General features: G+C 51.2%; 23 protein-coding genes. 3 read left to right on the plus strand and 20 right to left on the minus strand.

What is annotated here, in order from left to right:
• Positions 1-406: 406 nt before the first annotated feature.
• Positions 407-682 (plus strand): hypothetical protein, encoded by a 276-nt coding sequence (locus AC6I7T_RS07600; RefSeq protein ID WP_497792750.1) that lies wholly within the window; start codon positions 407-409, stop codon positions 680-682.
• Between the two features lie 119 nt (positions 683-801).
• Here the strand turns inward: AC6I7T_RS07600 and pnp are convergent, their stop codons facing one another.
• The 16 genes from pnp to AC6I7T_RS07680 form a co-directional block, all read right to left on the minus strand.
• On the minus strand, positions 802-3,198 hold the full coding sequence (gene pnp / locus AC6I7T_RS07605; protein WP_497792751.1) for a polyribonucleotide nucleotidyltransferase: 2,397 nt from the start codon (positions 3,196-3,198) through the stop codon (positions 802-804).
• Between the two features lie 289 nt (positions 3,199-3,487).
• Positions 3,488-3,754: a 30S ribosomal protein S15 gene (rpsO, locus tag AC6I7T_RS07610; protein ID WP_497792752.1), complete on the minus strand. Its 267-nt coding sequence runs from the start codon at positions 3,752-3,754 to the stop codon at positions 3,488-3,490.
• A 116-nt stretch (positions 3,755-3,870) separates the two neighbouring features.
• Positions 3,871-5,187 (minus strand): MFS transporter, encoded by a 1,317-nt coding sequence (locus AC6I7T_RS07615; RefSeq protein WP_497792753.1) that lies wholly within the window; start codon positions 5,185-5,187, stop codon positions 3,871-3,873.
• An 18-nt stretch (positions 5,188-5,205) separates the two neighbouring features.
• On the minus strand, positions 5,206-6,816 hold the full coding sequence (locus tag AC6I7T_RS07620) for a DHA2 family efflux MFS transporter permease subunit (protein ID WP_497792754.1): 1,611 nt from the start codon (positions 6,814-6,816) through the stop codon (positions 5,206-5,208).
• A 593-nt stretch (positions 6,817-7,409) separates the two neighbouring features.
• A complete protein-coding gene (gene flgL, locus AC6I7T_RS07625; RefSeq protein ID WP_497792755.1) occupies positions 7,410-8,309 on the minus strand; it encodes a flagellar hook-associated protein FlgL in 900 nt (299 codons plus the stop codon).
• A 35-nt stretch (positions 8,310-8,344) separates the two neighbouring features.
• A complete protein-coding gene (gene flgK, locus AC6I7T_RS07630; RefSeq protein WP_497792756.1) occupies positions 8,345-9,787 on the minus strand; it encodes a flagellar hook-associated protein FlgK in 1,443 nt (480 codons plus the stop codon).
• Positions 9,788-9,802: 15 nt separating this feature from the next.
• Positions 9,803-10,093, minus strand: a complete 291-nt coding sequence (locus AC6I7T_RS07635) for a hypothetical protein (protein ID WP_497792757.1) — start codon at positions 10,091-10,093, stop codon at positions 9,803-9,805.
• A gap of 13 nt (positions 10,094-10,106) precedes the next feature.
• Positions 10,107-10,400, minus strand: a complete 294-nt coding sequence (gene flgM / locus AC6I7T_RS07640) for a flagellar biosynthesis anti-sigma factor FlgM (RefSeq protein ID WP_497792758.1) — start codon at positions 10,398-10,400, stop codon at positions 10,107-10,109.
• A gap of 44 nt (positions 10,401-10,444) precedes the next feature.
• Positions 10,445-10,795 carry a hypothetical protein gene (locus AC6I7T_RS07645; protein ID WP_497792759.1) on the minus strand — a complete coding sequence of 117 codons (351 nt, stop codon included), beginning with the start codon at positions 10,793-10,795 and terminating at the stop codon, positions 10,445-10,447.
• Positions 10,795-12,024 (minus strand): flagellar basal body P-ring protein FlgI, encoded by a 1,230-nt coding sequence (locus AC6I7T_RS07650; RefSeq protein WP_497792760.1) that lies wholly within the window; start codon positions 12,022-12,024, stop codon positions 10,795-10,797. Before AC6I7T_RS07650 ends, AC6I7T_RS07645 begins: the two co-directional genes overlap by 1 nt.
• A gap of 15 nt (positions 12,025-12,039) precedes the next feature.
• Positions 12,040-12,777, minus strand: coding sequence for a flagellar basal body L-ring protein FlgH (locus AC6I7T_RS07655; RefSeq protein WP_497792761.1), 738 nt, complete (start codon positions 12,775-12,777; stop codon positions 12,040-12,042).
• Positions 12,774-13,208: a flagella basal body P-ring formation protein FlgA gene (locus tag AC6I7T_RS07660; RefSeq protein WP_497792763.1), complete on the minus strand. Its 435-nt coding sequence runs from the start codon at positions 13,206-13,208 to the stop codon at positions 12,774-12,776. The genes AC6I7T_RS07655 and AC6I7T_RS07660 overlap by 4 nt, the downstream gene beginning before the upstream one ends.
• Positions 13,209-13,228: 20 nt before the next feature.
• Entirely contained in the window at positions 13,229-14,023 is a 795-nt protein-coding gene (flgG, locus tag AC6I7T_RS07665; protein ID WP_497792764.1) for a flagellar basal-body rod protein FlgG, read from the minus strand.
• A 29-nt stretch (positions 14,024-14,052) separates the two neighbouring features.
• Positions 14,053-14,793, minus strand: coding sequence for a flagellar hook-basal body protein (locus tag AC6I7T_RS07670; RefSeq protein WP_497792765.1), 741 nt, complete (start codon positions 14,791-14,793; stop codon positions 14,053-14,055).
• A 377-nt stretch (positions 14,794-15,170) separates the two neighbouring features.
• A complete protein-coding gene (locus AC6I7T_RS07675; RefSeq protein WP_497792766.1) occupies positions 15,171-15,659 on the minus strand; it encodes a chemotaxis protein CheX in 489 nt (162 codons plus the stop codon).
• Between the two features lie 73 nt (positions 15,660-15,732).
• Positions 15,733-16,116, minus strand: a complete 384-nt coding sequence (locus AC6I7T_RS07680) for a response regulator (protein WP_497792767.1) — start codon at positions 16,114-16,116, stop codon at positions 15,733-15,735.
• A 362-nt stretch (positions 16,117-16,478) separates the two neighbouring features.
• On the opposite strand from AC6I7T_RS07680, the gene AC6I7T_RS07685 reads away from it, so the two are divergent.
• Both AC6I7T_RS07685 and AC6I7T_RS07690 read left to right on the plus strand, forming a co-directional pair.
• Positions 16,479-16,925: a helix-turn-helix domain-containing protein gene (locus AC6I7T_RS07685; protein ID WP_497794660.1), complete on the plus strand. Its 447-nt coding sequence runs from the start codon at positions 16,479-16,481 to the stop codon at positions 16,923-16,925.
• A complete protein-coding gene (locus AC6I7T_RS07690) occupies positions 16,814-17,428 on the plus strand; it encodes an IS630 family transposase (protein WP_497794570.1) in 615 nt (204 codons plus the stop codon). The genes AC6I7T_RS07685 and AC6I7T_RS07690 overlap by 112 nt, the downstream gene beginning before the upstream one ends.
• A gap of 196 nt (positions 17,429-17,624) precedes the next feature.
• Here AC6I7T_RS07690 and AC6I7T_RS07695 read toward each other — a convergent pair whose 3' ends face one another.
• From AC6I7T_RS07695 to AC6I7T_RS07710, 4 genes are read right to left on the minus strand one after another with little or no spacing between them, the layout of a single operon-like run.
• On the minus strand, positions 17,625-18,536 hold the full coding sequence (locus AC6I7T_RS07695; protein ID WP_497792768.1) for a cyclic di-GMP-binding domain-containing protein, MshE-related: 912 nt from the start codon (positions 18,534-18,536) through the stop codon (positions 17,625-17,627).
• Positions 18,524-19,378, minus strand: a complete 855-nt coding sequence (locus AC6I7T_RS07700) for a FliM/FliN family flagellar motor switch protein (protein WP_497792769.1) — start codon at positions 19,376-19,378, stop codon at positions 18,524-18,526. The genes AC6I7T_RS07695 and AC6I7T_RS07700 overlap by 13 nt, the downstream gene beginning before the upstream one ends.
• 54 nt (positions 19,379-19,432) lie before the next feature.
• On the minus strand, positions 19,433-20,416 hold the full coding sequence (locus AC6I7T_RS07705) for a flagellar motor switch protein FliM (protein ID WP_497792770.1): 984 nt from the start codon (positions 20,414-20,416) through the stop codon (positions 19,433-19,435).
• A gap of 44 nt (positions 20,417-20,460) precedes the next feature.
• Positions 20,461-21,429 (minus strand): FliA/WhiG family RNA polymerase sigma factor, encoded by a 969-nt coding sequence (locus AC6I7T_RS07710; RefSeq protein WP_497792771.1) that lies wholly within the window; start codon positions 21,427-21,429, stop codon positions 20,461-20,463.
• Positions 21,430-21,443: the final 14 nt, after the last annotated feature.

Below are 21,443 nucleotides of genomic sequence, written 5' to 3' on the forward strand. Positions count from 1 at the left end.
GGATAGATAAATTTTTGATGGAGAGGCGAAACTCGTCGGACCTCTAAGGGAAACTAGGGACTCTCCCGGATCGTGGTAGCGCATCCATTGACCTAAAGCACTTGAGGCGATTTCGGTTTATGGCAGGACTCAGAACAAAGGGAGTAACTAAGTAAACTGGGATTTAACTTATTTGGAGATGCACTGCCCTCTGGTATCCCTCTTCCTAAAAAATGCGACTTGAGACTTACCCTACTCCTTACACATGTTGAAAGCTTTGCATGATTCCAAGCCATCGGTTTTCCGCATTGTCCTAGATTTCACATCGATGCCGAGAGTGGGAGAAGCATTCAGACATGCTCAATTAATACGATTCAAGCCATAACTTTAAATTGGAGAGGGAGTTATGATGGCTAAATCCGCATAAATGGAATTGTATTGGTTACTAAAATTATTCCAAGATGTCAGGTATCACAGAGAATCCCCAGAGCAGTGGAAGAACCTGCTCATCAGTGAGTACCGCTTTTCTTCGGAGAAAAGCGGTTTCGGCCTTGATGCTGCTCGTGGCCACAGTTACCCCGGTAGAAGTAAACCTTTAGCGTTGGGGGAAAAGCGCACAGCAGTTGAATTGGCTAACCCTGGTAGAAAAGAGAAGAAAGAATGGCAAAACAATGACTTTGATCAGCAGAAAACAACAAGATGATGCAATTGGAATCAGTATGACGTGATGATGGCTAATTAAACAGCCATAAACAGATTGACGTGGCCGCCCAAACAGAACGGCCACGCCCTTTATAGAACTACATTATCAATACTGCGAATCTAGCGACTTCCGCCGCCGCTGCCAGGACCACGGCCGCGATTGTTACGTCCACGGCTGCGACGACGACGAGGCCCCCCGGGGCCACGTTCCTGAGTTGCTTGTGGAGCGCCCTCGGCACGATTAAAGTTGGGCTCACTGTCTTCGTCGAAGCTTTCCTCATCGTCAAAATCCTCTCCGCCTTCGATCATGATCGTGCTGGCGTTAGAAGATGGCTGACGCTCGGACTCATCCTTACGCGCCGGACGTTCTGCAGCTTCAGGAGCATCTTCGGCAACGGGAGCCGGAGTTGCATCCTGGCCAAGCTTTGCGCGTTGCTCCTTCAGCAGAGCCTTGCGGGAAAGCTTAATACGATTGCCTTCAATGCCCAGGACCTTAACTAGAACCTGATCGCCTTCACGAAGTTCGTCTTTGACATCCTTGACGCGGTGCTCTGCAATCTCGGAAATGTGCAAGAGACCATCCGTTCCGGGGAACAGCTCAACAAAAGCTCCAAACTCAGCCAAGCGGACAACTTTACCAAGGTAAGTCTTCCCTACTTCTGGCACCGCTGTCAGGTCATTGATCATGGCCAGAGCCTTGCTCAAGCCTGCTTCGTCGTTCGAGGCCACATTAACTCGCCCGGTATCATCTACGTCAATCTTTACAGCGGTAGCTTCGATGATGCCGCGGATGGTTTTGCCTCCGGGTCCAATCAGATCGCGAATCTTGTCGGTCGGAATCTGCAGTGTGTGGATACGCGGAGCAAACTTCGAACGCTCCTTGCGCGGACCACTCACAACAGCATCCATGGTGTCCAAGAGGAACATACGGCCACGTCGTGCCTGCTCCATGGCTTCCCGCATGATCTGTCCGGTTACGCCACTGATCTTGATATCCATCTGCAGGGCGGTAATTCCCTTGCGAGTTCCAGCAACCTTAAAGTCCATATCGCCGTAGTGATCTTCGGCACCGGCAATGTCGGTCAAGATAGCGTAATCATCGCCTTCCTTTACCAATCCCATCGCTACACCGGCAACAGCAGCCTTAAGATCAACACCTGCATCCATCAATGCCAAGCTGGCGCCGCAAACGGTTGCCATCGAAGAAGAACCGTTTGACTCCAGGATGTCCGATACGACGCGCATCGTATAAGGGCTGTCCTCAGGGCTGGGCAGGACTGCAGAAATTGCCCTCTCCGCCAGAGCACCATGTCCGATCTCACGACGTCCGGTACCGGTCATACGACCGACTTCACCCACCGAGAACGGGGGGAAGTTGTAGTGCAACATGAAGCTCTTCTTCTGTTCACCTTCGAAGCTCTCCAACCGCTGTGCATCGTCACTGGTGCCCAGAGTCGCAGTAACTAAGGCCTGTGTTTCGCCACGAGTGAACAGTGCAGAACCGTGAGTCCTAGGCAGAACTCCAGCCTCGATGGTGATCGGGCGGATCTGATCAAAGGCACGACGGTCGGGACGAGTTCTTTCCTTCGTGACCTGCTCGCGGAAAATGCGCTCGCGCAGCAACTCGTAGTAGCTGGCCAACTTCTTCTTGGCGTCATCTTCATCCGCGGGCAATTCGGCGGCCAGTTCGTCCTTAATCTGTTTTACAAGTGCATAGCTCTCTGTCTTCGGATGAGCCTCTGTATTGAGGGCATCCTTGAGGCGCTCCCCGACTTTTGCCTTAAGAGCTTCGTAGTACTCGCTATCGAAAACAGGAGCTTCAAACAGACGCTTGACCTTACCAGCCTTGGCTACAAGCTCGTTGATGGCTGCGCAGATCTTCTTGATCTCACCATGAGCAAACTCGATGGCGTCAACAATAACGTCCTCGGTCTCTTCTTTGGCGCCACTCTCGATCATCACGATGCCGTCCTTAGTACCGACAACCATGATGTTCAATGTGCTCTCTCGCATTTCTACATACGAGGGGTTAATGACGAATTCACCATTTACGCGACCAACACGAACAGCGCCAACCGGTCCGCCGAAAGGAATATCCGACAAAGACAGAGCAGCACTTGCTGCATTAATAGCTACTACATCTGGATCGTTTTCTTTGTCTGCGGAGAATACAAGAGCAATGACTTGAGTCTCATTGCGAAACCCCTCAGGGAAGAGAGGGCGGATAGGACGATCGATCTGGCGGCTGATAAGAATTTCACGCTCGCTCGGACGACCTTCTCTCTTAATAAAGCCCCCGGGAATCCGACCGCCGGCATAGGCGTATTCACGGTAATCCACGGTAAGAGGAAAGAAATCAATTCCCTCTTTTTTCTCGGGTGCGGCCACAGCGGTCGCCAAAATTACGTTGTCCCCTTGGGACACAAGAGCAGCGCCAGAGGCCTGCTTGGCCATGCGGCCGGTCTCAAAATTCAGCCGCTTTCCACCGGCTAGTTCGACGGACACGTCGTGCTTCATAGTTTCCTCATTTCTCGATTGAAACTGTCAGGAATGCGCGCGAGGCAGGAGAAGTGCGGCGCTTAGCAGGAGGGGTGCAGCCCTGCACAAAAACGGCAGGGCTACCTTTCAAATCAGTGAGAGACCACAATCTGCCCCTCTCTAGGCCGTCACCAGAGGCACAAAAATCCTGTAGGCGGCACCAACTGCCACTTACACGCCGGCCCCTGGCTTTTTGTCCTGCGGGGGCCAGGCATACCACCCGGTCTCTTCGCGTCAGGTTAAGGAACAAAGTGTATCGCTTAGGTTTTTACTTGCGGATACCCAGCTTACCGATCACGTCACGGTAGCGATCTGAATCGTTTGTCTTTAGGTAATCCAGCAAACGGCGGCGTTTGCTAACCAGCATCAACAGTCCACGACGGGAAGCGTGATCCTTTTTATGCGTCTTAAAATGCTCTGTCAGCTCGCCAATGCGCTCGCTCAGAATAGCAATCTGAACCTCAGGACTCCCTGTATCGGAATCGTGAGTACGGAAGCGGGCGATGATATCGTTCTTTTTCGCAGGTGCTAGCACGGAAGTGCGTTACTCCTCTTTGTTTTCTCTAGTCCACTCTCTAAGTGTCTGTACAAGGGTAACATAAAAGGTACATGCGAGACACGTTGAGGGCTTCGATTTATTCCCCTTTAGAATCAGCGGGTCACGCTATTGACAACCTCTTCCGGCTGCACAATTCCAAGTTCAACATAAATCGGCCGCATAGCTCGGCGTACCTCCTGACTCTTCAGCCAAAACCACAGGCCTCCGAGCAGGACAAATGTCCCGGTGAGGATAACGGTGCGAGGCGCCCCCAGAACATGGGCTAGAGAGCCCGCCAGGAGACTACCGAAAGGAGCCATTCCCACGAAGGCAATCGTGTAGTAGCTCATCACTCTTCCACGTTTGTCCTCTGCAGTAATGGTCTGAATGATGGTATTGCTGACGGCCATACCCTGCATCATTCCAAACCCCGTCACCAGCATAAGAAGCAGAGAGAGCCACAAAGAATGCGACAATCCGAAGCCAATCAGGCCCGCGCCGAAAAGAAATGCTGAGAGAGGAATCATTTTCAGCAGGCCTCTCACCGTCTTACGCAGTGCCAAGGAGACCGCAGAGATTACCGCTCCCACCCCCATAGTCCCCATCAGAAAGCCCAGTGTATGTGGACCTCCATGCAAGACTTGAGAAGCAAATATCGGCATCAGTACGGTGTAGGGCATGCCCATCAAACTGACCAGGGCAAACAACAGCAGAATCGCTCGAAGGGGTTTCGAACCAGAGACATACTCCCACCCTTCCCGCAACTGGTCGAAAGTTGAAGAACTAGAACGTCCCTCAATCACGGGCCCTGCCACACTCATCATCAATAAAGAGATCAAAACTGCGATATAGCTAACGCCATCGACCAGGAAACATAAGCCTTCGTTCGTGGCTGCAATAACCATTCCTGCCAATGAAGGGCCGACGAGTCGAGCCACATTCACCATGGAGGAATTCAAGGCAATGGCATTGCTCAGGTCCGCTCGATCCTCCACCATTTTGACCAGAAAAGACTGTCTGCCCGGCATATCAAAGGCATTGATCGCCCCTTGAAGTGCGCTCAGCCAGAGAATTTCGTGAATAGTGATCCGATGTGTGAGCGTTAACAGAGCAAGGGCCAACGACTGCAACATCGCCAGCGCTTGCGTCCAAAGGAGCACATTCCGGCGATTTAACCGGTCAATCCAAACACCCGCAAAAGGAGCTAACAAAAAGGTAGGAATCTGTCCCGCGAAACCGACAGTCCCAAGAAGGACGGCGGAATGGGTTAGCCGATACACCAACCATCCAGTAGCTACCCGGGTCATCCATGTTCCGATGACCGAGATCCCCTGCCCGGCGAAATACAACCGAAAATTCCGATGCCGAAGAGCCCGCCATGCATGAGAGATTCCACTATTCGATTTTGTTTCCGATGGCCTCCGTGACATAGCTGTAGCGAAATCTCCCTAATGAACAGAGATCTCGCCACCACCTCCTCCAGGCTGGTTTTTCCGTAGCAGGAAGGCTAGTGGGATCATGCACAAAGTGGCATAAGCCAAGATAAAGTACACGTCAACGTATGCCTGTGTCTGGGTTTGCTGTGCCAATTGACGGTAGATCTGGCCCTGGGCCAAAGCTGCTGCATTTCCCGGTCCGGCGACATCGGTGAAACGTCCCGTCAAAGCCTGTACGCGCTGTTGAAAGATCGGATCTGCAGGATTGAGAGTTCTGATTGCATGGGCAGCATGGAATTGTCCCATTTCTGTAACGCCGGCATTTGTAAGCGCAATCAGAATACTTCCGCCAATATTCCGGACAAAATTAATCAACCCGGCGATCTGGTTACTCTTTTCACGAGGCAGTCCGAAATAGGCCGCTGTCGTCACAGATATAAAGATGAATGGAATGGGAGCGATTTGAATAATACGCAGCCACGAGGCAAACCCAAAGCTGATATCCAAGCTCAAATGCGTGGCCACATAAAAATAGGCGATCGAAAAGCAGGTAAATCCGAAAGCAATAAGGTTGCGTGCTGGGAAGACGCCGACCGCCTTCCCAGCAAAAGGCATCACTAAAATCAACACCAGACCGCCACCGGAGAGGGCCATTCCGGCAATCGTCGCCGTGTATCCAAGATTAGCTTGCATGAACTGCGGCTGAAGAACCGTACCAGCATTCAAAACCCCGCCAACGAGAAGCATCAGGAAACAACACGTTGCGAAATTCGTGTGCTTAAACAGACGAAGTTCGATGAGAGGAGCTTTCTGCTTCCACTCCCACCATATCAATCCGACAAAGGAAACCACGCATATGACAGCAAAGGTGGTAATGAAGCTGGAACCGAACCAATCCTTCTCCTCTCCTTTATCCAACATGATCTGCAAGGTCCCCATGGAAATAACAAGGAGACTCAAGCCCACATAATCCAGCTTGAAGAGATTCTTGCGATCGGACTTCACAAAAGGAGGATCTTCGACCAGACGCTGGGTAAGGATAAACGTCAGAATTCCGACAGGAATATTGATATAGAAGATCCAGTGCCAGCTGTAGTTGTCAGTAATCCAGCCACCCAATGTCGGGCCGATGGAAGGCGCCAACACCGCCACCAATCCATAAAGCGAAAAAGCTAGACCGCGTTTTGAAGGTTCAAAAGAATCGGCCATGATGGCCTGAGCCATGGGCTGTAGCCCACCACCTCCTAATCCCTGGAAGACACGAAAGAGCAAAAGGAAGGGCAGCGTCGGAGCCAACCCACACAACAGTGAACTGACGGTAAAAATGACAATACAAAGGAGAAAGAAATTTTTGCGCCCCACTACGCTCGCGGCCCAGCCGCCCATGGGCAGCACAATGGCATTCGCCACCAAATAAGCTGTCAGAACCCAGGTGCTCTCATCTGTGCTGGCACCAAGATTTCCCGCAATGTGAGGTAAAGCCACATTGGCAATTGAGGTATCGAGGACCTCCATAAACGCAGCCAAGGCCACAGTTGCAGCAATAAGCCAGGGATTCACCCGTGGCTTCCAGGCTACTTTCGCGTTCAGTTCGTCATTGGTGTTAGCTGCGGATGCCGCCATCCTCTCGGTCGTCTCCCCTGCGGCTCCGCTTCTCCGGTACCGCCTACATAATGCAATAGATGCACGAGCAGCAGCTCCGGACGCGCGAAGAACGAAACAAGTGCAGCTTAGTTTTTATAGATTGATCAATAGATGGTACGAGCCCAGCTTTCAGAGAAGCTTTATGCCTGCGAAGCTGTGGCCACTACACGTAACAATTGATTCTGGTCGAAGGATCTATCTTGATGAGTGCTTAAGACCCCGCGTCTCGCGGAAAAGTCGATCCACCCAGAAGAGGTAGTGAATCATCTCCCATTTCTGTTGCCACAGAAATCTGAAAATGTCCGGTGCACGAAGAGTTTCAGCTTTCAACCCCGAATAGGTTTCTACTCGCCACTTCAGGTAGTCACTACGCCAAGGTGTTAAGCGATTCCCTCGTGTCGAATTCCACAGAAACCTTATTCCCGCCAGCATTCGTACCCTTTCCTGGTTTCCAGTATAACCGGATGGAGATTGCACACTGGAATCCATCCAAGAAATTGGTCACGAACCGATCACTAAAGAAAAGGCTTCTGCTGGTTGGCAGAAGCCCAAATGCGTTAGTTTGTTTTGGTTTATTTGAGATAATCGAACAGATTATGCTGCGACAGCGTGGAGAACACGTTTGACTCGGCCGATTGTTGGGATTCAACAAGCTTCAGTTCTGAGGCAAGACTGCCAAAATCGGCCTGCATCAGATCAGTTTGTGCCGAGGTAAGCTGCGTTGACTCTGTGCTCGCATAGGATGCCGCAGCCTGGATTCGGGTAATGGAGTTGTCCAGCGTTACACGTTGGGCCGACACATTATTGAGGCCCGTCGTTAAAGCAGTAATATTAGACCCGATTGTAGCTGTACTCGCTGTACCACTATTGAATTCGCTGATCAACGTATTGAGCGTATACAGAACACCCGATGTGGTATTGCCGAATATCTGATCCCCGGGGATGTTAATGTCGATACTCTGCCCGGTGGGAGTCTGAACCGCAGTCTTATTTTCATTGCCTGTATAAGTAACAGTGTCCGGAGTTCCAGAGGTCAGAGTGAACGGTTGACTTGATGTCTTGGTCCCGCCGAAGATATATTGACCGGAATAATTGGTATTCGCTATAGAGAGTATTTCATCCCGTATACCAGTCAGTTCTTCTGCAACTGCTTGCTTGTTAGTGCCATTTAGAGTACCGTTATTTCCCTCAGTAGCGATACTGATAGCTCTTGTCAGCTGACTAACAACGCTGCTCAAAGCAGAATCGCCGACCTGCAACATCCCTTGTGTCAAGCTGGATGTCTGAGAAAAGGTAACATCTTTGCTCAGCTGTGCAAGAATCTGTTCATTCTGTGCTGCAGCCGAAGGATCATCCGACAGCGAATTCACCCGCACACCGGAAGATAATTGATTTGTTATACTCTGCAACCGGGTATCGGTATTGCTCAGTGCAGTAGTTAGCCCCGACAGGTAATAAGGATTTGCCCGCATTTTCGTTCTCCTACAATGATCCGATCAAAGTTCTACTACACCGAAGTATTGTTACCCAGATTGATCGCTGAAGACATAACGGTATTTAGAATCGAAAAGAGCCTTGAAGCTGACTGATAGGCCTTTTCGTAGTTCGATAAATTAGCCGCCTCTTCGTTCAGACTTACTGCTGAGAGCTCATCCCTCTGACTCTGAAGTTGCGTCAAAGAGGCCTGCTGAGCAGTATCGTTAATATTTACTTCTTTTACCAAGCTCCCCAAGTTCGACACAAATGCCGAATAGTAGTTGGTTGCGGTATCGCTACCCACGGCTGATTTCGAGGACAACATTGCAAGCTGGTTTTGCAGATTTGATGTATCGCCACCAGCTGTTGCAGTGGGCGCCACCGACGACAAGGCCAGATCAGAACCAGTAATTGTCGACGAAACAGTTATCGCTGATGCATAACCAGCATGACTCGCCAGGGTATTAGTGCCCACATTAAAGATATTAGGACCATGCGTAGCAGTAGCAGTATTGTCTGTATAACCAGTATTGTTAGCCTTATTAGCCATATCAGCAACGCCAAAAGCTAAGTCGTCTAGTTTAGTCTGATATGTTGGAATATCCACATCACGCGCTGTAAGAAGGCCACCCATCTCACCGCCACCAGCGGTTAAATGAGAGGTAACATTCTGTCCACCGAGATAGAACTGGGTCACTCCACCCGATAACGACGTGCTCATCGTCGCGGAATCTCCGTCATTTACCAGGACATCTCCAGACGTTGTCGTTACCGTAATTGTATTGTGATTCCCCTTAATCTCCTGAATACCCACTAACTGCGAGAGCTGATTCAAATCACTCTGGCGTTCATCCTGAAGGGCGTTTGTATCCGAACCGCCTGAATTTGCGATCTGCGTATTTAGTTTCGCAATCGCAGAGCTCAAAGCATTAACTTGATCCACAAGAGAGGAAGCCTGACCATCTACTGAAGACTTCTCCTGTGCAAGACTACTTGAAAGGCTTTGGAACTCCTGAGCCAGCGACTTTGCAGACGATATTACATCTCCGCGTAATGAAGTACTGCTGGTAGAACTCTCCAACTTCGTAAATGTATTAAAGAAGTTTGAGATGGATGTGCTTAAATCACCTGTCGACGAAGTCGAAGTAGAGGTACTAGTTGCTACATTGAAAATAGACTGGACATTCTGAAGAGCCGATAGACGCGAGCTCGTGGCGTATGCGTTCGAAGCCTGTTGATTCAGCCTCTTTTCCAGAACGCTGTCGCGCTGGGCCGCAATTCCAGTTACAGAAGCCCCCGTTCCGTAAACGATACCATTCGCTTCATAAGTGCTGTTCTGCTGCCAGGTGGGCACTTGGCGAGTGTATGTCTTATTGTCGGCATTCGAAACATTGTTTGATACGACATTAAGTGCAGCCTGATCTGACTGCAACGTGCTGGTTGCAATATTCCAAGCTGTGGTAAGCGTAGCCATCGGCCTTCTCCTGGTTTAACGTGATGCTGGAATCCCCGCGTAACCTTGCGCGTCTTCCTGTTGGTACTTACGGGCTTCCAGTAACTTGAAGACATGCAGATTCCTGCGAGTTTCTTCAAGTAACTGCCCTAAAACGTTGATATTTGTAACAGTATCAGTTACGTTTTCGACCGGAGGATTTCCCGGTAGAACCGCTGCCGATCGCTCTATCGCCTCTAGACGATCGGCATCCCAATGGGTTAATGCATCTATTGCCTCGGTCACAAGACTTTGCACCGAGCAGGAAGACGCCTGCTCCTGGCTCATGTCAGCTCCTGTTCTACGCTGACTTGCCGAGCATGTGGTCAATCACTTTGGTGGCAACAGCAGCCGGATCGATATTGTATGTACCAGCATCCAAAGCATTTTTGATACTCTGAACCTTGTCCATGCGCACGTCGGACGCCGAAGCAGCCAAAGTAATCATATTGGCGGCGGAACTGACCTGAGCCTCATCACCTTCCAGGTTGGAGGAAGACGGTTTTGCTCCTGTACGACCGGAGGTTGTTGTTCCAGCGGTACTTTGGGTTCCAATAATCTGCTTCAGGTTGTCGTAGCTGTTGCGAATATCCATTTGTGTTGCTCCCACCAACATTATCGGCAAGCCCCGTTATAACTTTAGTAATTTGCACCCGTCAACGACGAAGTATTTCCGTTAGAAGTTGTTGATTTTACAGCTTCTTTGCTCTCGAAGTGATCCAGAATACGCTTCGCGATCCCAAAGCCGCCATGTTCGGAAAGAGCCCGACCTAAAGACTCGGCAGAAAAGCCCGAAAGAGCATTTCCACTGCCAGAACTGCTGTCGCTGTCGTCTTCGCTGAAGAGAGGGTCGTTCTGAAGAGGTTTCATCAGTTCGCTCATCATCGAAGCTTCAAAATCATGGGTTGCACGAACCAGTCGCGGCTGCAAATTGCTGTAAGCTGCAGGTTTGACGGTATTTGCGACCGAGTTCGATATAGAAGAATCCACTAGAGAACCTCCAATTCCGCGTCTAACGATCCTGCTTCCTTCATCGCCTGGAGGATAGAAATTACATCGCGAGCAGAAGCCCCGATCTGTTGCAAGTTCTGCACCAGGTCATCCACTGTCGCGCCCTCCTTCAATTCGATGCGGTTCACAGGCCGATCTTGTGCCTGAACTGTTGTCTGTTGAACAACTTCCGTTGTTCCCTGCCCGAAGGCATTCGGCTGGGAAACCTGATATTGGCTGACTACGTTAACAGCCAATCCACCATGAAGGATCGAAACCGGCTGCAGGCGGACATCGCCTCCGATGACGACCGTTCCGGTACGCTCGTTTACAACCACCTTTGCCCTTGGAAAGACTGACATTTGAACAGCTTCTACCCGAGCCAGCAAATTGGGGATATCCTCACCTTGCTGCAGAACAAGGTCAACCCGACGACTGTCGATCGCATGAGCGATTGGGCGACGGAGCTCGTTGTTGATCGCATTTGCCATTCCTTCAGCCGTACGAAAATCTGCCTGATTCAGCAAAACCGTCAAAGAATGCATTTGCTTCCAATCAAAGGGAACTGCACGCTCTACCATTCCCCCAGAAGGAATTCTTGCTGTTGTAGGGTGGTTCAGTTGCTTGAGATTTCCATTAGTGCCTACCGAATAGCCACCCAAAACTAGCGGGCCCTGTGCCTGCGCATAGATCTGACCGTCTGGGCCATAAAGCGGAGACATTAGGAGCAGTCCACCCTCCAGGCTCTTTGCATCACCGGCAGACGAAACAGTTACATCGACTTTCGTTCCAGGCTGACTGAACGGAGGCAAAGTGGCAGCAAGAAAAACAGCTGCCATATTTTGTGTACGCAAGGTCGAGGCATCAGCTTGTGGTAGAGTTACCCCCATCTTCTGCAACGTAGAGATCAAGGTCTGCATTGGAAAGATGGTTTGTGTGCTATCGCCCGTTCTGTTCAATCCAACGACAATTCCGTACCCAATGAGTTGGTTATCCCGAATGCCTTCAATCGTTGCGACATCCTTCACCCGGGTCAGCTTTGTCATCTCTACCTTAGCGGCTGCATGACAAACTGGAGACAGGACCAAACTCGTCAGAGCCACGAAAGCCGCTCCGCGAACCCCTGCAAATAGCGTCGAAACGCGGCTCTGCCGCACGGAAAGACCGCATTTGACTAGAAGCTTCGAAAAGTTCCCGAAGGAGAATTGCCCCAAAACTAACGCTCTCATGAGAATCGTCTGCTCCTAGAAGATCAGTAACCGCTGTAGCCAACGTACAAGTGGATTCTGGCGGTAGGTGTAGTCGTTGATAATACCTTTTCCGACAACTTCCAATTCCATATCAGTGATCGCAGTGGAAGGCACTTGATTTTCTGCGTTTACGTCCTCAGGACGGATCATGCCGCGCATGCGAATCAGCTGAGTCTGCTGACTAAAGGTCAATTGCCGGGTGGCTTGGATAATCATCATGCCGTTGGGAAGAACATCAACCACTTCCCCACCCAAGATTGTCGATAAGCTGGAATTGGTTACACTCTGCCCCTGCGCATTTAGCGCAGAAGAGGATGATTGACCGACCAGGTTATTCATACTGTTAGCTGTACTTAACTTGCCGAACAGAGAGGAGACTGACGAATTCGCGCTGCTGGAGCGGGAATTTTTCACCGATCCATCGGTCGAAGCAGCCAAGCTCTCAGAGACTACGATTGAAACAACATCGTGCAAATGAACAGCCTTCACATCGGCACCCAGACGGGTCAAACTTCCCGTGGGGCTCCAGAGAGAACCTGTAGATTTAACCTCTGATGCACTCTGCGCACGAACTCTCTCGACATACGCCTGCAAAGCAGAAGCCGGTGGTGTCGGCTTTGGATTGGAAGACTTTTTGCCGACGCCCAACAATCCAGCTGCATACAGACTAGAGGAGAAGCAGATCGGCAGAAGGGCTATCAGGCATATGGTTCTTATAATTTGCCGTCTCATGGCTCTCTCCTTGCAAAGAAGTGTGGAACTAAATCAACGCGTCCGGGAGCGGTTGCCACCGCGTCTACCACGGCTCCGGTCTTCAAGCGAATGCGCAATCTTTCACCCTTTGTAGCGGTTCCCAAAGCTTTTGCTTCCAATTGCAGCCTTGAGGTCTCTGTTTCGTGCAAAACGGTAACAGCATCTCCGGAGTGAATCAGAACTTCGGGCTTTACGGGCTCCTTGGCTTTTGCCTGCTCTTTTACAGCAGGTGCTGGAGGCACCGCCCCAGAAGGCACCCAATGAGCTGGACCAGCGGGGTGCTCCAGATTTGGAATCAATACCCAACGAATATTGAGGGCCGTGTCGTCGATAATCCGCGACTGTTGCGCCTCTGCGCCAACACCCAACATTGCCGAGATAAGAGCACCCGCTAAAAACCACCGGTTCATCTTCATCACCAGAACTTAACTTAGCTATTCCGCGGCAGGTTATTTGCCTGGCTGTACATGTCGTCAGCAGCCTTAATTACCTTGGAGTTGCTCTCGTAAGCGCGCTGAGCAAGAACCATCTGCACAAACTCGGTAACAACATCTACGTTTGAGTTCTCCAGATATCCTTGTTGCAGAGTGCCAAGGCCCTGAGTATCGCCCGGATTCGCCAGAATCGGATCACCGGAGGACAGTGTCGAAGTGAGCATGTTACCGCCAATACTGTTCAACCCTCCGGGATTTGGGAAAGTTGCCAATTGGATCTGTCCCAACTGTGTTGGATTTTGCTGTCCAGGAATAGTGGCATTTACATTGCCATACTTCGTGATGGTGACCGAAGTCGCATTATTCGGGACGGTGATATTAGGAAGAAGCGGATCGCCATCGGCCGTTACAATCTGACCCTGATTATTTAAATGGAAGCTGCCCGACCGAGTATAGCCAATCGTTCCATCTGTACGCTGGATCTGGAAAAATCCCGATCCCTGGATCATAATGTCGTACTGATTCCCAGTCTGATTTGGATCACCCTGGGTCTGAATAACTTCGCTGGCCACCGATTTCGTTCCAAGTCCAATTTGCAGACCGGCCGAAACGGTCGACTGGCTCTGTCCTGCGCCAGGGGTGACCACATTTTGGTAAATCATGTCCTGGAACTGAATACGACGTTCACGGAAGCCCGCGGTCGACGAGTTAGCCAGGTTATTGGCAATCGTATCCAGATTCGCTTGCTGTGCGCTCATGCCACTGGCTGCTGTATATAGCGCTCGTATCATTGATTTTTTGCTCCTTTAGATTTTGAGCGCTAGACCTTGGCCAAATCCTGGCTAGCGATCTTATTAAACTCAGAATGAAAAATAGAGAGAGCTTTCTGCATCATCTCTGCCTGACGCTGAACAAGGACCAACTGCAGGGTCCCCTGAACAATGTCCTGATTGGAAGATTCCAATGCTCCCTGGTGCACACTTGCATCCCGCGCCTGCTGCGGCTTCACGCCTTTGGGTGGGACCAAACGATTCACACCCTCAGGAATCATTTCCGTTCCCTTTGGAAAGGTGAAAACCCCAAGAGTTGCGACAACGCCACCCGCAACGGAGATCGAACCGTCTTTGCCAATCGTGACCGTTCCTGGAGGCACGGAGATCGGCTTCCCCTGCGCATTGAGCACAAGTTCACCAGTCGAAGTAATCAGCTTGCCATCGACCGCGCGCCGGAAAGAACCATCTCTCGTATAGCGAATGGCATTGTTGGCTGACTGAACGGCAAAAAAGCCTGAGCCTTCGATGGCAACGTCGAGAGGATTGCCAGTTTGCGATAACGCTCCCTGGCCAAGATCGATAGAGTTGCCACCCAAAACCCCGAAATCATTCACAGTACGATTCAACTGAGACTCAAGAGCATGAGGCCCAAAGACCGCATTCCGGAAATAATCGCGCTCAGCGCGAAAACCGGTAGTACTGGAATTGGAGAGGTTGCTGGCCGCTGTATCAAGCGCCTGTGAGCGTGCTACCAGACCTGAAAAGGCCGCATAATACCCGCTATCCACTTCGCTCCTCCTTGCGAGGAGAAAGCTTGCAGGTAAAGTACCAAAGGACAAAAAACGAGATTAGAGCAACCTAAGAGACAACCGACCCAAGTTAGAGACAGGAATCCTGTGAAGTTTCTAATAATCCAAGAGCTGAAGCAGCAACCAGGAAAGGCCGCTTGAAGGATGCAATAAGAAGAGATGGCTCACACCGTAAGAAAAAATTGCCGAAAAATGTGAGAACTCAATGGAATTGGGGGAGGAGACAGTACTCTACAGCAAACCAATTCGCTTTAGAGCCAAGTGAAACTTTGGAGGAAACGGAGTCCCAGCGCATAAGCCTTTATACGCTGGGCTAAGCCATACCTCACCTATCTGGGTTTGCTGGAAATTCCGCTTTACTTGAGCCCGTCACAGATAATCGTGACTTCAAATGCCTGCTTCTGTTCGAAACGATAGATGTGATCCAAACGAAACTCTGGACTCTGTACGTGGATGTTGTAATCGCGCCCTGTCACAACCGCAGGAACAGACAGCATACAATTTGCTGAAAGATCCGGCATTCTGCCCTTCCAGGCACCGGCTAGCATATTGCATATCTCTCCGATTGCGTCCTTGACAGTATCATCGAGGGTAGATTGCTCAACTCCTGTTAGGAGTGTGGCCATTCTGCGAGCTACAGACTCTCCAGCACGAAAGACGCAAGCTCCACTTAGGACGCCACCAAACCCGACTACGGCAGTGATGGTATCCAATTCCTTCTCGATGGGACCTTTAATATGTTCACAGTTAACTCCCAGCATCAGCCGGAAGACCTCTTCGACACTCGCGTCGAGATGACCCGGGTCGGTAACGACGTGTAGCGAATCACGAAACGATAGGGGCATGGTTAATCTCCGTGTTTTACCTTGACTGTAATAAGCCAAGGGCCGGAGATTTCCGACTCCGGCATCGTACGTCCTAGGCTGGCACGAGCAACGGCAGGACGCGATCTTTAACCTGCTCCGGGGTAAATGGCTTGCGAATATAACCCTGGGCACCTGCGACGATTGCTTGTTTTACGTGCTCTTCGCTGCTTTCCGTCGTAATCATGACTACAGGTACATCTGGGGCTAAATTCTGTTCTCTAAGCTGGCGCAGAAACTCCAGCCCATCCATCGATGGCATGTTGATATCGGACAAGATCAAATCGACGGTATTTGCTCGCAGAACTTCGAGGGCTTCAGTGCCACTCGAAGCCTCATGAACTGCGCTCAGCTCGAGCCCGGCCTGACGCAGGGCCCGTTCAACAATCTTACGCATCACCGACGAGTCGTCGACGATTAAGGTGCGAACTTCGCTCATTCCTCACTCCTTGCGGTAATGACTTTATCGGCAGGTCGTCCAAGAACTAGAGGGGGGTCTTCACTTTGCGACACAGACAGAGTAGGAGGAATCCTCTTGTTTCCTACAACTTATGTGTCATGCGACAACGGGCGAAAGCGTTAATCACACGCTTTCGCCCGTAAATTCAAGACTTTAGAATATCGAAAGAAACAGTCACTGAAGCATTTCCAGCCAGAGCATTTCCTGCAAAGACGTACAGCAACGCACAGAAGCTTACGCGTCTTTTCGCCAAAGCCCAAGCGTCCCAACCTGTATTTTTAGAGCATTTCCCTTTTAGGTGTACACTGATTTTAGGCGATACTCTGCGTAGCAAATATTTGATGGCGAAGGCATATTCCGATGACCTGCGGCGGAGGTTTTTGTCCGCTTATGAGCAGGATGAGGGAACGCTGGAGGAATTAGCCGAGCGTTTCATGGTCAGTGTGGACTATGGAAAGAAGCTGCGACGTCAGTTTCTTCGCACGGGTCAGATGGAGCGTGTAGAGCAGCAGCGCGGCATCCCACGCAAGCTATTCGATGGGCCACGAGAGCAGCTGCGTGCTTGGCTGAAGAAAGAGCCGGATTTGACGCTGGAGCAATTGCAAGACAAGTTGCGCACCGATTGCGGCGTAACAATCGGCCACTCCCAAGTAGCCCGTGCGCTGCAGCAGATGGGATTGAAGTTGAAAAAAAGTCACTCCACGCCAGCGAGCGAGATAGCGAAGAAAATCGTCGGCGACGAAAGGAATTCGTCGAACGTCTCGGTACGATCGCGCCAGAAAAGCTGATCTTCCTGGACGAAAGCGGTGTGACCACACGTATGACCCGTTTGTACGGACGTGCGCCAAGTGGGCAACGAATCCACGAGAGCACTCCGGAAGGCAATTGGCAGATCCTCACCATTCTGGGCGCCATGAGCACCCGCGGCATCCTTGCTGCCATGAGCATCGAAGCGGCTACGGATCGGGAAATATTCCTCGCCTTTCTCGACAAAGTCCTCTGCCCAGCCTTGCAAGCCGGCGATGTAGTGGTCATGGATAATCTCAGCTCGCATAAGGTCGATGGAGTCCGTCAGCGCATTGAGGCATGCCAGGCCGAGTTGCTTTACCTGCCGCCCTACTCCCCCGACTTGAATCCCATTGAAAAAGCTTGGGCCAAGCTCAAGCAGATCCTTCGTCAACTCAAGGCTCGAACCACCGATGCTCTGGATCAGGCGATCTCTCAAGCCCTTGGCGAAATCTCACCGGCCAACGCTCAGGCATGGTTTCGTCTTTGTTTTCACGGTGTATAGCTGAAGGGGAAATGCTCTAGTTTGCTGGAATGGAAAGAAAGCCGCTCTTCGCTCTCTTCAGCGTGTCTATACCTATGGGGGAAATGCTTCCAGGCATAGACTCCCCGACAATACACAAATGCAGCTTTCTCCAACAGAAAGCTGCATGAGCTTTTAGTAGCTTTGTCTACAACGTTGCGGACATTGTTCTTAATACCTAATTTGCTCTGCCAAATGAGCAAACCACATCTTCGACGCCATCGCGGCGAGGAATCGGTCCCATACCGTTTCTCTTCCACATGCGGAGCCAGACACAGTCATGGATACGAACAATGCGCGATTGTACAGGCTTCTCGGATTCAATAATCCGGCTCAGAACACCGGTCAATGCTGCGTTATTCGCAACTTCAATGAGCCGGACCTTCGGATAAGCAGCATTCAGCATGCGATGGTAGATCCTTTGGAAATCCGATCCCTGCAAGAGACCCGGCTCTACACGAAGCTTCGTCATACGCTCCAATGCCAGAGTCACACAGGCATCGATACGATCCTCGAACGCTACGTACAGGATTTGCCCTGCAGCTACACGCAGAGGAAGCACACCGAAAGCTTCAACCAGCAAACGAGGCATTAAGGGAGCAATCAATTCTGCCTGATGGCCTTCTACCGAAAAGACAGGGCAGCCCCATTGAATTCCAAGTGCACGAGTAATGTGCTTCTCCTGGACACCATGCTGACGCATCAACCAGGTTCCCAGCTTTCCGCTTCCAGCAGCCTTCTGTGCATCGAGAGAGGCCTTGAGCTGCTCCTGCGTAATCACGCCTTGAGAGAGCAATAGGAGTCCTAACGGCAGACGATGGCGATGCTGCTCCGGCGCAGGCTGGCCGCCATCGAATTCGCGTACCAGAGCGGAAGTCATCATGGAGATCATGCAGTCTTCAGAGCAAGCCCAGCGCCCTTCAAATACCGGTACGGCACGATTCCGCCACAAATGCAGTCTGCCACTTTCGCAGAGCGGATTCCCGCATTCCGGGAATAGAGACGTGCTAATCTTCTTCGTCCTTACGGCACGTAAGGGCTGCCGTAAAACTAATTCAGTGCCGATCATGTCGGTATTTAGAAGAGGCATCGAATACTCTCCAGTCGCTTCTGCGGTTCAGCAACTTCTGTTACCCGCAAACCAAAATTTCCGTTTACCAAAACAACTTCGCCACGAGCGACAATCTTGTCGCCGATCAGCAGATCGACCGGATCTGCGATATGACGATCCAGATGGACAACGTCGCCAGGTCCAAGCTCGAGAATTTCACTGAGCGGCAATTCACGTGAACCAAAGCGAAGAGATGCCTCCAACTCAACATCCAGCAAGAGCTCCATACCACGATTGGTAAGGGCCGTATCTGCTACGGGATTCGAAGGAGAGGAGCTTTGTGCCGGAGCGGAAGCTGCAACTGCCGGCTGAGCAGCAGGAGCTGCGGGTGCAGCAGCTGATGCCGATACTGCAGGTGCAGGAGCCGCGGGCTTAGCCTGTGCGGCGTCCGCAGCAGGCGCTTCTGCCACTTGATCGCGAACGAGGATAGTCCAAGCCTTCGATCCAAGTCGAAGTTCATAGGCCCCGTTTGCAGAAGACTGAGCATCGATGATCTGGAAGCTCTTAACCTGCGCTGTCTTCTTCGTACGCTGATAGAGCTCTCCGGAGGCAGCATCACAGATCTCTTTCAGCAGCTCTTTCCAACCGGCCTCCTGATCGGAACCTTCGCCAAATAACGGCTCGGAAAGGACGTTCCGATCGAGCATGATCGTGAACTTACCTGTAAAATCCTGACCAAACTCGGCAACAAAGACCAAGGCTCCGCCAAGCAGCGGCTTTGGCAGCCCTTCGGACAATTTGGGTTCCCCAGCTAACGCCTGCCCAAACAGGGTTGAAGCAATCGGATACCAATATTCGAGGAATGAAATTTTCGAGCCCATCTTAGTTGTCACCCTCCACCATATGCACCTCAGTCAACTCTTTTGCGTATGCCGTCACTGTCCGGTCCCTTCGAAAGTCTCGGTACTCGCTACGTATTTCATTGTTTCTTTTAAATGAGCCGCGCGATGTTCTCCATGCTTTACAGGGAGAGCATGGAATACCGGAACTCCGGATACCCTCAGCTCAGATGTTTCTCCAGCAGATAAGTTCAACCGCAAAATCTTTCCTGGCTTCAGACCCTCGAGATCACGTCCCTGCACTTTGATAGGAGGCAACTGCAAGGAAGAACCAAACCGCAGATCCGCAACGCGCTGCCACATGCGCTGACGCGTCTCCGGTGGATGGCGACGGCGTCCGCGGTCACCAACCAGCCTGCGCAAAATGGTATTGGATACAACCGCAGGAAATGCCAGATTCAACAAACCGCTGGAACCGGGCATTCTTATTTCAAAGCTCAGACAAAGTGTCTTTTCTGTTACAGGCATCAGACGGGCAATCTGTGTCTGCATCTGGCGGCGTTCAAAGTTGAAGTTCAATCCAACAGACTGCCACGCAGAACTAAGTTCACGGCAGATCACTTCAACAACACTGGCCAGGATGGATTCTTCAATATCTGTTACTTCACGCAAGGCTCCAGGCTTGCCTTCTCCACCCAGGAGAAGATCGACCATCGGCGGAGCCAAGGCCAGATCCAGCTGAAGAACAGATAGTGCGCCAAGAGGCTCCAGGCGAACAGATCCGACATACGAGAGCTCAGGAATGCGCAGCATGAACTCGTTAAAAGGCATCTGTTCAGCGGAAACCAGATTGACCTGAAACTTACACCGCAACCATGCACCGAGATTATGGGTCAAGTTACGAGCGAACAAATCGTTCAACAAGCTGATGGCACGCATCTGTTCGTTGTTGATCTGCCCAGAGGCGTTGAAATTGTATGGATAAACCTTGATCTTGTTGTCGACCTGCGTCTGCGTCGTACGCGAACGAGCCGCCTGGAAGAGAGCGTCTATTTCGTCTTGCTTGAGTACCTTCTCCATAATCCTCATCCTTCCGACGCTTGCTCAGCGTACGGATGCGACAATTAACGACTCGCTTTAGAACCTTTCGCCGATTTCCCCTTCGTCTTCTGCAGGGTTCCAGCCGAAGCCAGATCTGCCAGCATGGCACGAAGATGTAAAACCGCCGAAGCATGAATCTGCGAAACCCGGGACTCAACAACTCCGAGAGTCAAACCAATCTCTTTCATGGTCATTTCTTCGTAGTAGTAAAGCGTCATCACCAGGCGTTCACGTTCGGGGAGATTGGCAATGCCTTCCGTTAACCGATCCTGCAGTTCTCCACGAAGACAACGAAAGAGAGGGTCGTCTTCAGGCCGGTTTGGAATATATGCCAACTCTTCTTCACCGGAATCTTCGGAATGTTCCGTGTGAAGCGTTCCGATCTCAAGCCCCTTGATCTCGCCGAGCAATTGCTGGTAATCGCCCAGATCCATCTGCATCTCGGTAGCGATTTCTGCCTCGACAGGAGGCCGTCCCAGGCGAGCAGTAAGAGTGCGAATAGCCTCTTCAATAGCGCGGCCCTTACGACGAAGGTCTCGAGGACTCCAGTCCAGGGTTCTCAAGCTATCAAGGATGGCTCCACGAATTCGAAATTGAGCATAGCTGCGAAACTGCACTTTCTTAGCCGGATCGAATTTAGAAAACGCATCCATCAGACCTAAAACGCCCGCGGATACAAGATCTTCCATATCGACATGCTGCGGCAGTCTTTCATGTACCCGTCTCGCGAGGAATCGTACGATCGGCAGGTGCTCCAACAAGACCCGCTCCTGCTCGGGGGTCAACTCCGCGGGTGTGGATCCTCCAGCGGAACGATAGCTTTCCACTTGGGGCAATGCCACATGCTCCCCGTCTAGCCCTGAATCAAAGCCCAGGGAAACTGCTGGGTGGGGTGTACTAGGGGAACCACCCATCCCAGATTTGGCCGATACTGATTCTCTGCCCATATTCTGCATTTTTTCCTGCCCAACCTCCGGACGCTGTCTGCTCATCTTTGCCGCCTGCT

This window comes from Humiphilus diazotrophicus (assembly GCF_059726315.1).

Coding starts and splice junctions, on each gene's coding strand:
- pnp (WP_497792751.1), bottom strand. CDS start 3,198: ATGAAGCACGACGTGTCCGTCGAACTAGCCGGTGGAAAGCGGCTGAAT.
- flgM (WP_497792758.1), bottom strand. CDS start 10,400: ATGGATATTCGCAACAGCTACGACAACCTGAAGCAGATTATTGGAACC.
- AC6I7T_RS07680 (WP_497792767.1), bottom strand. CDS start 16,116: ATGAGCGAAGTTCGCACCTTAATCGTCGACGACTCGTCGGTGATGCGT.
- AC6I7T_RS07710 (WP_497792771.1), bottom strand. CDS start 21,429: ATGAGCAGACAGCGTCCGGAGGTTGGGCAGGAAAAAATGCAGAATATG.
- flgG (WP_497792764.1), bottom strand. CDS start 14,023: ATGATACGAGCGCTATATACAGCAGCCAGTGGCATGAGCGCACAGCAA.
- AC6I7T_RS07635 (WP_497792757.1), bottom strand. CDS start 10,093: ATGAGCCAGGAGCAGGCGTCTTCCTGCTCGGTGCAAAGTCTTGTGACC.
- AC6I7T_RS07695 (WP_497792768.1), bottom strand. CDS start 18,536: ATGCCTCTTCTAAATACCGACATGATCGGCACTGAATTAGTTTTACGG.
- AC6I7T_RS07650 (WP_497792760.1), bottom strand. CDS start 12,024: ATGAGAGCGTTAGTTTTGGGGCAATTCTCCTTCGGGAACTTTTCGAAG.
- AC6I7T_RS07660 (WP_497792763.1), bottom strand. CDS start 13,208: ATGAACCGGTGGTTTTTAGCGGGTGCTCTTATCTCGGCAATGTTGGGT.
- AC6I7T_RS07600 (WP_497792750.1), top strand. CDS start 407: ATGGAATTGTATTGGTTACTAAAATTATTCCAAGATGTCAGGTATCAC.
- AC6I7T_RS07705 (WP_497792770.1), bottom strand. CDS start 20,416: ATGGAGAAGGTACTCAAGCAAGACGAAATAGACGCTCTCTTCCAGGCG.
- AC6I7T_RS07685 (WP_497794660.1), top strand. CDS start 16,479: ATGGCGAAGGCATATTCCGATGACCTGCGGCGGAGGTTTTTGTCCGCT.
- AC6I7T_RS07675 (WP_497792766.1), bottom strand. CDS start 15,659: ATGCCCCTATCGTTTCGTGATTCGCTACACGTCGTTACCGACCCGGGT.
- AC6I7T_RS07620 (WP_497792754.1), bottom strand. CDS start 6,816: ATGGCGGCATCCGCAGCTAACACCAATGACGAACTGAACGCGAAAGTA.
- flgL (WP_497792755.1), bottom strand. CDS start 8,309: ATGCGGGCAAATCCTTATTACCTGTCGGGGCTAACTACTGCACTGAGC.
- AC6I7T_RS07655 (WP_497792761.1), bottom strand. CDS start 12,777: ATGAGACGGCAAATTATAAGAACCATATGCCTGATAGCCCTTCTGCCG.
- AC6I7T_RS07700 (WP_497792769.1), bottom strand. CDS start 19,378: ATGGGCTCGAAAATTTCATTCCTCGAATATTGGTATCCGATTGCTTCA.
- flgK (WP_497792756.1), bottom strand. CDS start 9,787: ATGGCTACGCTTACCACAGCTTGGAATATTGCAACCAGCACGTTGCAG.
- AC6I7T_RS07615 (WP_497792753.1), bottom strand. CDS start 5,187: ATGTCACGGAGGCCATCGGAAACAAAATCGAATAGTGGAATCTCTCAT.